The following is a 12,796-nucleotide window of genomic DNA, read 5'->3' as shown; positions in this document are numbered from 1 at the left end:
AGGATCACGCGGCGCGGTGCAGTTCGCCGCCCGGCATGGGATGCGGCACGCCCGTCGTGGTGGGCAGGCTCAGGGGCAGCCCGAGCGTGGATCTCACGGCGAGATAGCCGAAGGCCTGGGCCTCCAGGAAGTCGCCGTCCCAGCCCACCGCCTCGACCGGATCGACGGCGACGCCCAGTTCCTCGTGCAGGCGCGTCATGAAATGGGCATTGCGCCGCCCGCCGCCGGTGACGAGCCAGCGTTGCGGCGCGCGCGGAACATGGCGCAGCGAGGCGATGACGGATTGAATGGTGAACTCCGCCAAGGTGGCGGCACCGTCCGCATCTGACAGCGCCTCCACACCCTTGGCGCGGGCGTGGAAGTCCTGACGGTCGAGGGATTTCGGGGCAGGGCGGTCGAAGAACGGGTTGTTCATGAACTCCGCGACGAGCGTCGTGTCCGCTTTGCCGGAGGCGGCCAATTGTCCATTCTCGTCGAAGCTCAGGCCCCGACGGCGCAGGATGAAATCGTCGAGCAGCGCGCTCGCGGGGCCGGTGTCGAAGGCGATCACCACGTCGCCGTCGATATAGGTGACGTTCCCGACGCCGCCGAGATTGAGGATCATGACGGGCTGGGCGAGCTTGCTCGCCAAGGCGCGGTGATAGAGCGGAACGAACGGCGCGCCTTCCCCGCCCGAGGCCACATCGGCGTGACGGAAGCGATAGACGGTGTCGATGCCGAGCGCCGATGCCACCCGGTCGCCGAGGCCGAGCTGGCGCGTGAAGCGCGCTTCAGGCCGGTGGTAGACGGTCTGGCCGTGGAAGCCGATCAGGCTCACGTCACTGGCGGCAATTCCGGCTTCCGTCATGAAGCGCCGGATCGCCACGATATGGGCATCCGTCACCGCCTGCTCGAGATCCTGAAGCGGCTCGCTCTGGGCACGCGCCGGCTCGGCGACCAGCGCCTGGAGAGTCTTTCTCAAATCCTCCGGATACGAGAAGGTCCGCCCGGGTCCGGGCCTCACGACGGTATCGCCGTCCGTCTCCACGACGGAGACGTCGATCCCGTCCATGGACGTGCCGCTGATCACGCCGATGGCCTTGACGATGGGGCGTTGCGTCATTTGATGCTCCGGGATGCTCTCGTTGATCCGCCGACCATAGCACAGGCCGTGAGGGGGTCCAGAGTGGTATGAGATTGGACCATGACAGGTTCCCGGCGATGGCCTATAAACCTCTGGCGGCTTCCAAGGGAGAAATGACGCATGGTCAGGTCAGCACTGCGCAGCGCAATCGGTGCAGGTTTCATGGTGGCGGCGATGGCTTCCGCTTCGGCTCAGGTTCTGGAGATCGGCGTGGATAATGGCCCGACGGGCCTCGATCCGCATCTCATCACCGCCTTTCCGAGCTTCATGGTGGTGAACGGCAACATCTACGAGGGCCTCACTGCCATCGACAAGGACTTGAAGACCATCCCGGGCCTTGCCGAGTCCTGGACCGTGTCGTCAGACGGCAAGACCTATACCTTCAAGCTGCGCCCGGGCGTGACATTCCACGATGGCTCCGCCATGGAGGCCGAGGATGTGGTGTCCACGATCAAGCGCCTGCTGAGCAAGGACATCGCGTCGCCGCTGGCAAGCCGCCTCTCCGCTGTCGAGAGCGCCAACGCGGTCGATGCCACCACCGTGGAACTGAAGCTCAAGGAGCCGTCTGCGGCTCTTCTGAGTTCGCTCGCCACCATTGCCATCGTGCCGAGCGCCATGGAGGCGAACAAGGATGCCCTGCAGAAGGCGCCGGTCGGCACCGGCCCGTACAAGTTCCAGGAATGGCAGCCGAACGGCTTCATCCTGCTCACCAGGAACGAGGCCTATTGGGACAAGGGACTGCCGAAGCTCGCAGGACTGAAGTTCAACATCGTGCCGGAATCGGCGACCCGTCAGGTGGGCTTGAGCAACGGGCAATATGCGCTGCTGCCCAACATCGACGCCGCCACAGCGCTCCAGCTCAAGGGCAAGCCGAACGTGAAGCTCTCCGAGACCATGGATCTCGCCTACACGCTCATCGGCATGAACGTGTCGAAGCCTCCCTTCGACAACCCGAAGGTGCGTGAGGCGGTGAACTACGCCATCAACCGCCAGGAGATCGTGGACGCGGCCCTCTTCGGCGCCGGCGTCCCGGGCGGCCCGCTCTCGCCGGCCCTGAAATCCTGGGCGCTCGATGTGAACCAGTTCGCCTGCTACAAGCCCGATCCTGCCAAGGCGCAGGCCCTCTTGAAGGAGGCGGGCGTGGCAACGCCCGTCGCCGTCACCATGAAGGTCCTGCCGCGTCAGGACATCAAGGACATCGCCCAGGTGGTGCAGGAGCAACTGAACAAGGCAGGCTTCAAGGTCGAGCTGATCAACCAGGAGCAGGGCCAGTTCATCCAGGATTGGCGCAACAGCAACTTCGACCTGTTCGCGTCCCTCAATGCGGGGCAGCCCGATCCGGATGATTATTTCTACCGCACTTTCCGCACGGGCGGTTCGACCAACGTGTTCAAATACTCCGATGCGGAGATGGACGGACTGCTCGATCAGGCCCGCACCTCTCAGGATCAGGCCGCGCGGAAGGCAGCCTATGACAAGGTGCAGCAGAAGCTCGCCTGCTCGGGCCCGGTGGCGCATCTGACCTACGGCACCCTGTTCTCGGCCATGAACAGCAAGCTGCAGGGCTTCGACACGATGCCGAACCGCTCGCTCCTGAGTCTGCGCAGCGCGTCCTACTGAACATCCTTCATCGTCCCGGCGCTGTCTTCGTATGGCGCCGGGATCTTTCTTGAAAAGAGCCTGGCTGAATGAACCGCGTCCTGCTCGCACGCTTCATCGATCTCGTCATCGTCCTTTTCGGCGTATCGATCATCGTGTTCCTGATGATCCGGATGATCCCCGGCGATGCGGTGGCGATCATGCTGGGAGCCAATACCGAGATCACGCCCGAGCGCATGGCAGAGCTCAACCGTCGTGTCGGGCTCGATCGCCCCATCGTCGAGCAATACCTGCTCTGGGCCGGCTCTGCGCTTCGCGGCGATTTCGGCACCTCCCTCTGGACGGGCCGCCCGGTCGCGAGCGAGATTCTCCTGCATCTGTGGCCGACGCTGGAACTCACCTTCCTGTCGCTCGTCATCGGCGCGGTTCTCGCCGTTCCGGTCGGCTGCCTGATGGCGCAGACGCGTGGCGGCGCGGCCGATGTTGCCATGCGGGTGACTGCCATCGCCGGGCTGACGATTCCCTCCTTCTGGCTCGGGATCGTGCTGATCCTGCTCCTCTCCAGCTGGGCGCCGGGATTTGCGTCCCTTGGCTATGTGCCCTTCTCGGAGGATCCCGTCGGCAATCTCCAGCGCATGGCGTTGCCTGCCTTCGCCCTGGCTCTGCCGATTCTCGCCAATCTCTCGCGCCTCGTGCGCTCGGCCATGCTCGACGCGCTGGGGCAGGATTACGTCCGCACCGCTCGGGCCAAAGGCCTGCCGGAGCGGCGCGTCGTCTACAAGCATGCCCTGCGCAACGCCCTGATCCCGTTCCTCACCAGCGTCGGCATCATGACCGGTTACCTGCTCGGCGGCGCGATCGTGGTCGAACAGGTCTTCGCCATTCCGGGCCTCGGGCGCCTGATCCTCGGCGCCATTGCCGAGCGCAACTATCCGCTGATCCAGGCCACGATCCTCGTGGTGACGGCAGGGTTCGTTTTCGTGAACTTCCTGGTCGACTTCCTCTACATCATCGTCGATCCCCGCGTGAGGGCCTGAGCCGTGTCGCGTCTGGCCAAGAACAAGCTTCTCGCCTTCGCCGTCGTCCTGGTGGCAATCCAGCTCATCCTCGCCGTTGGGGCGCCTTTGTTCGCACCCTATGATCCCATGGCGCAGAGCGTCGCGCGGCGTCTGCGGGCACCGACCGGATTGAACTGGTTCGGTACCGATCAATTGGGTCGTGACGTGCTGACGCGCATTCTCTACGGCTATCGCACGTCGCTGATCGCCTGCCTGCTCGCGGTCGGCATCGCGCTTCTCGCCGGCGGCGCGCTCGGCCTCGTCGCCGCCTATTATCGGGGCTGGCTCGACCGCATTATCATGCGCATCATGGACGTGCTCTTCGCCTTCCCGGTGATGCTGCTCGCCATCGGCATCATCGCCGTCCTGGGGCCTCACACCTACAGCGCGGCCGCCGCCATCGCGGTCGTCTACACGCCGATTTTCGCCCGCCTCCTGCGCGGTCCGGCTCTCGTCCTGTGCGAGAGCGAGTACGTGGCAGGAGCGAAGGCCATCGGGGCTTCGGATCCCCGCATCATCTTCCTGCACATCCTGCCGAACCTCGCCTCCGTCATCCTGGTCCAGACGAGCCTGCTGCTCTCCGCCGCCATCCTGGTTGAGGCTTCGCTCTCGTTCCTAGGGTTGGGCACGCAGCCGCCGACTCCGTCGCTCGGCCTGATGCTGTCGGAAGGCCGCAACTTCCTCATGCTCTCTCCCTGGAGCGCGATCTTCGCAGGCTTCGCCATCCTGTTCCTGTCCTTCGGCTTCAACCTCCTGGGCGATGCCCTGCGCGATACCCTCGATCCGCGCCTGAGAGGACAGCCGTGATCGTGCGGCCTGCCAGGGTCGAGGATATTCCGGTTCTGGCGACACTTGCCGAACGCTCCTATCGGGCGGCCTTTGCAGGCATTCTGGAGCAGGATGTGCTCACCGGCCGGAACGCCGCTTTCTTTGCCGAGCGCTTCGCCTCGTCATGGGCGCGCATGCTGGTTGCTCTCGAGCGCAAGACTCCCGTCGGATTCCTGCTCATGACCGACGGGCATATCGACATGCTGTTCATGGAACCCGCTGCCAGCGGCAGGGGTGGCGGTGCGGTGCTCTTGCGGGAGGCGGAAACTTTGGGTGCAAAGAGCCTTGAATGCTTTCGCGACAACCACGCCGCCCGACGCTTCTACGAACGTCATGGCTGGCGAGTGGAACGGGAATACGAGCGTGAGTTCGCCGGGCGCAGCCGCAGCTTCGTCCTTTATGAGAAGGGTTGATCGATGTCGGCCATAGACCTCACTCCAACGTCATCACCGGCCTTGTGCCGGTGATCTCGTTTCGGTGAGGCGCGGCGTTCTTTCAATCGGGATGGCCGGCACAAGGCCGGCCATGACGTTCGATGTTTGTGAGTAAGGAGAGGACGCAACACCCGCGCGCTCAGAGCGATATGACCCTGCCCGTCCGCACCGCCTCGTCGGCCGCCAGCACGATGCGCAGGGAGCGGACCGCATCGTTCATGTGATCCGTCAGATCCATATCCTCCCGGATCGCGTGCAGGAGAAAGCGCTGCTCCCGCTCGCAGAGGGCATCGTGGTCCGGCTCGTCCGTGGTGCCGATGCGCTCGTCCGCCTTCGCGAAGCTTCCGTCGTCCTTGAGGGCGGCATGGTGGAGCAGGATCTGGTTGGTCTTGGTGTGCGCGTTGATGTCGTCGGACCGGATGTCCCCGACCGTCTCGGCCATGACGATGCTCACGCTGCCTTTCGGACCGATCACGTCCTTCACGAAATAGGCCGTCTCGCTCATCATAGGCCCCCAGCCGGCCTCGTACCAGCCGACGGAGCCGTCATCGAAGGTCACGTGGAGATGGCCGTAATTGTACATCCCGGCCGGCATGTCCTCGGTCAGGCGCGTGCCGACCCCATGGACCTGCACGGGCTTCGCCTTCGTGATCTGGCACATGACGTCGACGTAATGCACGCCGCAATCGACGATGGGGGAGAGGGATTGCAGCAGGCGCTTGTGAGCCTCCCAGGCCGCTCCGCTCGATTGCTGATTGAGGTTCATGCGGAAGACCTGGGGGGTGCCGAGCGTCTTGGCGATTTCGATGAACTTGATCCAGGAGGGGTGGTGGCGGAGGATGTACCCGATCACGAGCTTGCGCTTCGTACGGATGGCCGTTTCGACGACACGCTCGGCATCCTTCACCGTATCGGCGAGCGGCTTCTCCACGAAGACGTGCGCGCCTGCTTCCATGGCGCGGATCGCATAGGGAGCGTGCGTGTCGGACCAGGTATTGATCGACACCACATCCGGCTTCGTGGCGGCGAGCGCTTCGTCGAAGTCGCTGAATCGCTGCGCCTCCTGCAAGGCGGCCGGAAGCCTCATACCTTCGATATTGCGCGTGCAGAGCCCCACGATGTCGTAGCCGTCGATCCGGCTGTAGGCGAGAGCATGGGACAGCCCCATGTTCCCGAGGCCGACCACGAGAACCCTTTGTGCGCTCATCGAACGATCCCTGTTCAGTTGCTGTTTCCGTTGATCCACGTCTGCCGCACCTGCAGGCTTTCGTCGAGCAGAACGAGGTCGGCACGATAGCCCGGTGCGATCCGGCCCAGCTCGTGATCGAGGCGCAGGAACTGGGCCGGGATCAGCGAAGCCATGCGCAGCACGTCCGGCAGAGCGAGGCTCAAGCGTTGCACGCTGTTGCGCACGGCGCACGCCATGTCGAGATCGGAGCCGGCGAGCGTTCCGTCCGCCGTGGTGAGCCGGCCATCCTTGCGGTAGATCGTACGGTCGTGGAGCTCGAAGCTCTCGAGGTCCGTGCCGGTCACCGCCATGGCATCGGTCACGAGCATCGTGCGCTCCATGCCCTTGGCCGCGATGGCAATCCTCAGGGCGGCGTCGCTCACGTGGTGCCCGTCGACGATCAGACCGCACCAGGTGTCCAGACTGTCGAGCGCCGCACCCACCGGGCCCGGATCGCGCCCGGCCAATGGCGGCATCGCGTTGTAAAGATGCGTGAAGCCCCGCAGGCCATGGCGGGTGGCCTCCATGACGGTTTCATAGTCGCTGGCCGTATGGCCGGCGCAGATCAGTACGCCTGCCGAGGCAAGGCGTGCGATCGCCTCCATGCTGTTGCGCTCGGGCGCCAGCGTCACGAGCGTGCGGCCCTCGCGCAAGGACGTCATGATCGCGATGTCCTCATCCTCCATCGGGCGCATGAAGCCGGGATTGTGCACGCCTTTGCGCTCGGGATTGATGAAGGGGCCTTCAAAGTGGATGCCGAGAACGCCTGGAACGCGCGCGGCCAAAGCTTCACGCATGGCCTCCACGGCTTCTCCCATCGCCTCACGGGTGTCCGTGATGAAAGTCGGCAGAAGGCCCGTGGTGCCATAGATCCTGTGAGCCTCGGCGATGGTCCTGATGCCGTCCACGGACCGCACGTCGTTGTAGAGCACGCCGCCGCCGCCATTGACCTGCACGTCGATGAAGCCGGGAGCCAGCAGGCCATCGATGCGGCGGCGCTCGATTCCGGCACCCAGATCCTGCTCACGAGGAAGACCGAGGACACGGCCGCTCGCGATAACGACGGCTCGGCCGTCGAGCATGTGCGCGCCGTCGAAGATGCGGGCTCCCACGAGGGCAATGGACATCAGACGGTCTCCGTCACCTTGCGCAAGCGCGGTGGATTGTCGGGATTGCGGCCGCGGCCCAAGGCGATGGCATTCACGAGAGGGTAGAAGCTCTGGATCAGAGCAATAGGCGCGAGATAGGGATGCGCGTCCTCGACCGGCGGCAGCATGACGGTGGCAGGGCCTTCGGCGGCACCGGCGACGATGACGGGCACGCCCTGCTCGTTCAGCTTCGTGACCAGATCGTTGACCCCGCTCAGGGTCTCGTCACGCTGGCTGAGCACCAGGATCGGGAAGTGATCGCCCGCAAGCGTCCACGGTCCGTGCATGAGTTCGGCGGCGCTCATCGCCTCCGCGTGAACGCCGGATGTCTCCTTGAGCTTGAGCGCGGCTTCCTGCGCGACGGCAAAGCCCACGCCGCGCCCGACGACGAACAGGTTGTCCGCTTCGGTCAGAGCCGGAAGCGCGGCCGACCAGTCGGCTGTGGAAGCCCGGGCGAGCACGTCCGGCAATGTCTCGAGGGCATCCAGAAGCTCCCGATCCTGCGACCAGTGCGCCACGAGCTGCAGTCCTGCAGCCAGAGCCGCGATGAACGACTTCGTGGCGGCCACACTCTTCTCAGGGCCCGCATGAAGCGGCAGCACGACCTCGCAGGTGGACGCGAGCGGCGAGGTCGTGTCGTTCACGAGCGCGACCGTCAGTGCTCCGTCGTCCCGTCCGGCTTGGGCGAGATTGAGAATGTCGGGGCTGCGGCCCGATTGCGACACGGCGAGGAACAGGGCGTCGCGCATGCGCGGGCGCGCCTCGTAGACGGACGTCACCGAAGGGCCGACGGACGCCGTCACGAGACCGGAATGAATTTCGAGAAGATATTTGACGAAGGTCGCCGCATTGTCGGAGCTGCCGCGTGCGCAGGTGACTGCGAAAGGCGGCGGGGAGGCGCGCAGGCGCTCGCCGAGCTCGCGGCACAGGGGCGCGTTGCTCGCGAGCAGGCGTGCGACCACCTGGGGCGCTTCCTGGGCCTCGCGCAGCATGGCGGTCAGGGCAGAAGCATTCGTGTCAGGCATCATCATTGTGCATCCGTTCGGGCTGGCTGATGGTCAGCTCGGCCACGAAATCATAGGCGTCGCCCCGGTAATAGGACGAGGTGAACTCGACCACTTCGCCCGCGGCGGTGAACGAGCGGCGTTCGATGTAGAGCGCCGGACTCTGAGGCGGAACGCTGAGCAGCGAGGCCTGTTCCTCGTTCAGCAGAACCGCGTGCAATCTCTGCAGGGCGCGGGTGGGCATGAAGCCCTGCTCGTGCAGCACCGCATAGAGCGATTGCTTGACGAGGGAAGGATCGGGCAGGACTTTTGACGGAATGACCGCATTCTCGATCGCCATGGGAATCCCGTTGGCGAGGCGCAGGCGGTTGACGCGGCTCACCAGATCGCCCGGCGAGAGGCCGAGCGCCATCAGCTCGTCCGTCGAAGCCGGCCCGGTCGAACGGCTCAGCATCACGGCCGAGGAGTTCAGCCCGCGGGCCGACATGTCGTCGGTAAAGCTCGACAGGCGGGAGAGGGGCTGCTCGAGCCGCATCTGCGGCGCGATGAAGGTGCCCGAGCCCCAGCGCTGCACGAGCACGCCCTTCTGCACCAATCCCGTGATGGCCTTGCGCACCGTGACGCGCGAGATGCCGAGCTGCTTGGCAAGATCCCGCTCGCCCGGAAGCGCGGCATCCGCCTTGAGCGCTCCCTTGCGGACCGCCTCCTCGATGGATTGCTGGAGCTGCAGATAGAGCGGCGTGGGATTTCCCTCATCCAGAGGAACGAAGGTGAGCGATTCGCCGGATTGCTCGTTCATGGCGCTCTCCCCTGGAGAGCCATGCGGGCCAGGAGAATGGCGCCATCGAGCGCATCGGCCATGGGAGCCGCGATGGTTCGCTGGACAGGCGGCGAAAGCCAGGACCGGAGCGGCTCCGCCAGGCCCCCGAAGAGGCAGATGGCCGGAGCCCCGAGGTCGAGGAGGCGCGTGCCGATTGCGCTCAGCCCGGCGGCGGCATCCTCGATGATGGCGATGCCGAGAGGGTCGCGCTGCTCGGCATGCTGCAGGACGAGCGGCGCATAGCGCCCGTAATCGGCCGGACGTGCCTTGCCGACCCAGTCCACGAGGATCTCTAGATCGTTGTCGAACTCCGCCAGGACCGCATCCGAAAGCGGCGTCGGCGACGCACGTCCGTCATGAGCCCAGATGCAGCGGCGCAGGAGTTCGCGCCCGATGGCGGCGCCACTGCCTTCGTCCGAGATCTCGTAGCCCCATCCGCCGACATAATGGCATTGGCCGCTGGTGCCGCCATAGCCGCAGGAGCCCGTGCCGACGATCAGGATCGCTCCGTCGCCGCCCCCGAAGGCGCCGAGCCAGGCGGTATGGGCATCCGTCTCGATCTCGAAGGACGTGAAAGGATGGGGGCGCGACAGAAGGCGCTCGACCGCGCTGGTCTGCCCGGCGCCGGCGGCTCCCATGCCGGCATGAATCCGCTCAAGGTGGCTCTCGGGAAGCCCCGCCTGGGCGAGCGCCTCGCGGCAGGCCGTGAGAATCGAGGTCCAGACCAGATCGGGATCGAGGCGGAGGTTGGATGGTCCGCCGGTTCCTTCCCCCAGCAGCTTTCCGTGCGCATCGCGCAGGCGGGCCCGGCACTTGGTGCCGCCGCCGTCAATGCCAAGGAACAGGAGCTCGGTCATGGGAAACGGGATCTCAGGGAGCGATCTTATGAACGGGCACCATGCCACTTAATGTCCAGTTCGGGAAGAGGTGCCGGCATGGAATACCCAGGCGCTTTGTCCACAGGACGAGGGAGCTTCTTCAGGCAAGGGCGCAAAGAGGTGAAAAAGAAGAGCGGGCAAATTGTGGCGGACGACATCAAAGAGGAGTTGTCTTTGAATTTCGCCGATACCAATATGAGGTCACTTGTCCAAAGAGCTTTCCGATGGAACAGTCAGGCTGACCCGCTGGAAAGCGTAGAATGCAATAAGATCGGAACGCGAGGATCCAGAGGAACACATTATCAGGGGCGTTTCCAGGCGCCTCTCGATTACGGAGGACAAAGACAATGACGAAACTTCATTCGAAAGCGGTCCTGCGCCGTGCGGGGCAGTTGCTCGCGAGCGCCTCGGTGGCCGCGGCGGCTCTTGCTTTCGCCAATGCCGCCTCGGCCCAGACGCTCACCATCGAGAGCTGGCGCAACGACGATGCGGATGTCTGGAATACCAAGATCATTCCGGCCTTCAACAAGAAGCATCCCGACATCAAGGTGCAGTTCAAGGCCGATCCTCCCACCGAGTACAATGCCGCCCTCAATGCACGCTTGGCCGGCGGTACCGCAGGCGATCTCATCACCTGCCGCCCGTTCGATGCCTCCCTCGACCTGTTCAAGAAGGGCAGCTTGACCTCCGTCAACGACGTCAAGGGCATCGAGAACTTCTCCGACGTGGCCAAGAGCGCCTGGTCGACGGACGACGGCAAGACCACCTTCTGCATGCCGATGGCTTCGGTGATCCACGGCTTCGTCTACAACAAGGAAATCTTCGACGAGCTGAAGCTCACGCCGCCGAAGACGGTGGCCGAGTTCCATGCGGTGCTCGACAAGATCAAGGCCGACGGCAAGTACACGCCGATCGCCATGGGAACGGCCGATCAATGGGAGGCCGCCACCATGGGCTTCCAGAACATCGGCGTGAACTACTGGAAGGGCGAGGAGGGCCGCAAGGCGCTCATCGAGGGCAAGCAGAAATTCACCGATCCGGCTTATGTGGACGTGTTCAAGGAGCTGGCGAGCTGGGCGCCCTATATGGGCGACGGCTACAAGTCCCAGAAATATCCGGATACGCAGAACCTGTTCACCCTGGGCCGCGCGGCCATCTATCCGGCCGGCTCCTGGGATGTGCCGATCTTCCGCAAGCAGGCGGATTTCGAGTTCGATGCCTTCGCGCCGCCCGTCGTGAAGGACGGCGACAAGTGCTACATCAGCGACCACACGGATATCGCGATCGGCATCAACGCCAAGTCGAAGAATGTCGAGGCGGCCAAGACCTTCCTGTCATGGGTGGCTTCGCCCGAATTCGCCGATATCTATGCCAACGAGCTGCCGGGCTTCTTCCCGCTCTCCAAAGCCAAGGTCGACGTGAAGGACCCGGTGGCGGCCAAGTTCGTGGGCTGGCGCGGCACCTGCGAAAGCTCGATCCGCAACTCCTACCAGATCCTGTCCCGCGGCACGCCCAATCTCGAGAACGAGCTCTGGAACGTGAGCGCCCAGGTGCTGAACGGCAGCATGAAGCCTGAAGAGGCGGCCAAGAAGGCCGAGGATGGCCTTGCCAGCTGGTACGAGCCGCACAAGAAGTAAGCGCTGAAAGCATCGAGGCGGGTCGCTCATCCGGAGCGGCCCGTCCTTCCATTCTCCTTCCGCCTGGAGCAGCATGACGGATCTCACGGCTTCAAGCGTTCAGCCGACCGATGTGGTTCCCGCCCGCTCGCGCTTCCCTGTCCATATCGCGGTGTTCCTGGCGCCGGCGCTTGCAATCTACACCCTGTTCTCGATCTATCCGCTGATCGACACGATCCGCCTGAGCCTCTACGCGGGCGACGAGACGGGATTGCGCAGCTTCGTCGGCCTCCGGAATTTCCAAACCCTCCTGACCGATCCCAACTGGTCGAGCCAGTTCTGGAACGCGTTTCGCAACAACCTAATTTTCTTCGCCATTCACATGGTGGTGCAGAACGGCATCGGCTTGGGGCTTGCCATGCTGCTCAGCCTGCCGCGCCTGATCGGCGGCAGCGTCTATCGCACGCTCATCTTCCTGCCGACCATGCTGTCCGTGGTCATCATCGGCTTCATCTGGCAGCTCATGCTCAACCCTCTCTGGGGCATCGCGCCGAGTCTTCTGAAAGCTGTCGGCCTGGGAAGCCTCTTCGGACCCTGGCTCGGCCAGGAATCCACGGCCCTGCTGACGGTCTCCCTCATCTCGGTCTGGCAATTCGTCGGCATTCCCATGATGCTGATCTACGCCGCGCTCCTGAACATTCCCGACGATCTGCTCGATGCCGCCACCGTCGACGGAGCGGGGCCCTTCAGCGTGTTCTGGTTCGTGCGCCTGCCCCTGATCCTGCCGACGCTCGGTGTGGTGTCGATCCTGACCTTCGTTGCCAACTTCAACGCCTTCGATCTGATCTATGCCATCAAGGGCGCGCTCGCGGGTCCGAACTTCTCGACCGACATTCTCGGCACGTTCTTCTATCGCACCTTCTTCGGCTTCCAGCTTCAGGTCGGCAGCCCGACCATGGGGGCGGCGGTCGCGACCGCCATGCTCGTCATCATCCTGGTGGGCGTGCTGATCTATCTCTTCGGCGTGCAGCGGCGGCTGCAGCGGCATAGCTTCTGAGGG

The 12,796-nt window shown here is 64.3% G+C and carries 12 protein-coding genes; 6 read left to right on the top strand and 6 right to left on the bottom strand.

Going from position 1 to position 12,796, the window contains the following annotated elements; genetic code table 11:
• Nucleotides 1–4 precede the first annotated feature (4 nt).
• Nucleotides 5–1,102 (bottom strand): anhydro-N-acetylmuramic acid kinase, encoded by a 1,098-nt coding sequence (locus tag KHP60_RS06800; protein WP_213562932.1) that lies wholly within the window; start codon nucleotides 1,100–1,102, stop codon nucleotides 5–7.
• A 141-nt stretch (nucleotides 1,103–1,243) separates the two neighbouring features.
• Between KHP60_RS06800 and KHP60_RS06795 the strand changes: the two genes are divergently transcribed.
• The 4 genes from KHP60_RS06795 (at nucleotide 1,244) to KHP60_RS25070 (ending at nucleotide 5,021) form a co-directional block, all read left to right on the top strand.
• Entirely contained in the window at nucleotides 1,244–2,743 is a 1,500-nt protein-coding gene (locus KHP60_RS06795; RefSeq protein WP_213562930.1) for an ABC transporter substrate-binding protein, read from the top strand.
• Nucleotides 2,744–2,811: 68 nt separating this feature from the next.
• Nucleotides 2,812–3,759, top strand: coding sequence for an ABC transporter permease (locus KHP60_RS06790; protein ID WP_213562928.1), 948 nt, complete (start codon nucleotides 2,812–2,814; stop codon nucleotides 3,757–3,759).
• 3 nt (nucleotides 3,760–3,762) lie between these two features.
• The gene (locus KHP60_RS06785; protein ID WP_213562926.1) at nucleotides 3,763–4,587 is read left to right on the top strand and encodes an ABC transporter permease; all 825 of its coding nucleotides are present in this window, start codon (nucleotides 3,763–3,765) and stop codon (nucleotides 4,585–4,587) included.
• On the top strand, nucleotides 4,584–5,021 hold the full coding sequence (locus KHP60_RS25070; protein WP_213562924.1) for a GNAT family N-acetyltransferase: 438 nt from the start codon (nucleotides 4,584–4,586) through the stop codon (nucleotides 5,019–5,021). Before KHP60_RS06785 ends, KHP60_RS25070 begins: the two co-directional genes overlap by 4 nt.
• Nucleotides 5,022–5,181: 160 nt before the next feature.
• Here the strand turns inward: KHP60_RS25070 and KHP60_RS06775 are convergent, their stop codons facing one another.
• From KHP60_RS06775 to KHP60_RS06755, 5 genes are read right to left on the bottom strand one after another with little or no spacing between them, the layout of a single operon-like run.
• Nucleotides 5,182–6,249, bottom strand: coding sequence for a Gfo/Idh/MocA family protein (locus tag KHP60_RS06775; protein ID WP_213562923.1), 1,068 nt, complete (start codon nucleotides 6,247–6,249; stop codon nucleotides 5,182–5,184).
• Nucleotides 6,250–6,263: 14 nt separating this feature from the next.
• Entirely contained in the window at nucleotides 6,264–7,397 is a 1,134-nt protein-coding gene (gene nagA / locus KHP60_RS06770; protein ID WP_213562921.1) for an N-acetylglucosamine-6-phosphate deacetylase, read from the bottom strand.
• Nucleotides 7,397–8,443 (bottom strand): SIS domain-containing protein, encoded by a 1,047-nt coding sequence (locus KHP60_RS06765; protein ID WP_249688581.1) that lies wholly within the window; start codon nucleotides 8,441–8,443, stop codon nucleotides 7,397–7,399. Before KHP60_RS06765 ends, nagA begins: the two co-directional genes overlap by 1 nt.
• Nucleotides 8,436–9,221: a GntR family transcriptional regulator gene (locus KHP60_RS06760; RefSeq protein WP_213562918.1), complete on the bottom strand. Its 786-nt coding sequence runs from the start codon at nucleotides 9,219–9,221 to the stop codon at nucleotides 8,436–8,438. The genes KHP60_RS06765 and KHP60_RS06760 overlap by 8 nt, the downstream gene beginning before the upstream one ends.
• A complete protein-coding gene (locus tag KHP60_RS06755; RefSeq protein ID WP_213562916.1) occupies nucleotides 9,218–10,099 on the bottom strand; it encodes a BadF/BadG/BcrA/BcrD ATPase family protein in 882 nt (293 codons plus the stop codon). Before KHP60_RS06755 ends, KHP60_RS06760 begins: the two co-directional genes overlap by 4 nt.
• 368 nt (nucleotides 10,100–10,467) lie before the next feature.
• On the opposite strand from KHP60_RS06755, the gene KHP60_RS06750 reads away from it, so the two are divergent.
• A complete protein-coding gene (locus KHP60_RS06750) occupies nucleotides 10,468–11,757 on the top strand; it encodes an ABC transporter substrate-binding protein (protein ID WP_213562914.1) in 1,290 nt (429 codons plus the stop codon).
• Between the two features lie 73 nt (nucleotides 11,758–11,830).
• Nucleotides 11,831–12,793 carry a carbohydrate ABC transporter permease gene (locus tag KHP60_RS06745; protein ID WP_249688580.1) on the top strand — a complete coding sequence of 321 codons (963 nt, stop codon included), beginning with the start codon at nucleotides 11,831–11,833 and terminating at the stop codon, nucleotides 12,791–12,793.
• The last annotated feature ends 3 nt before the right edge of the window (nucleotides 12,794–12,796 follow it).

Origin of the sequence: Microvirga sp. 3-52, from assembly GCF_018383585.1 — a bacterium.
Lineage (GTDB): Bacteria > Pseudomonadota > Alphaproteobacteria > Rhizobiales > Beijerinckiaceae > Microvirga.
Note: the sequence above shows the minus strand (reverse complement) of the source record. Positions and strands in the feature narration are given on the sequence as shown.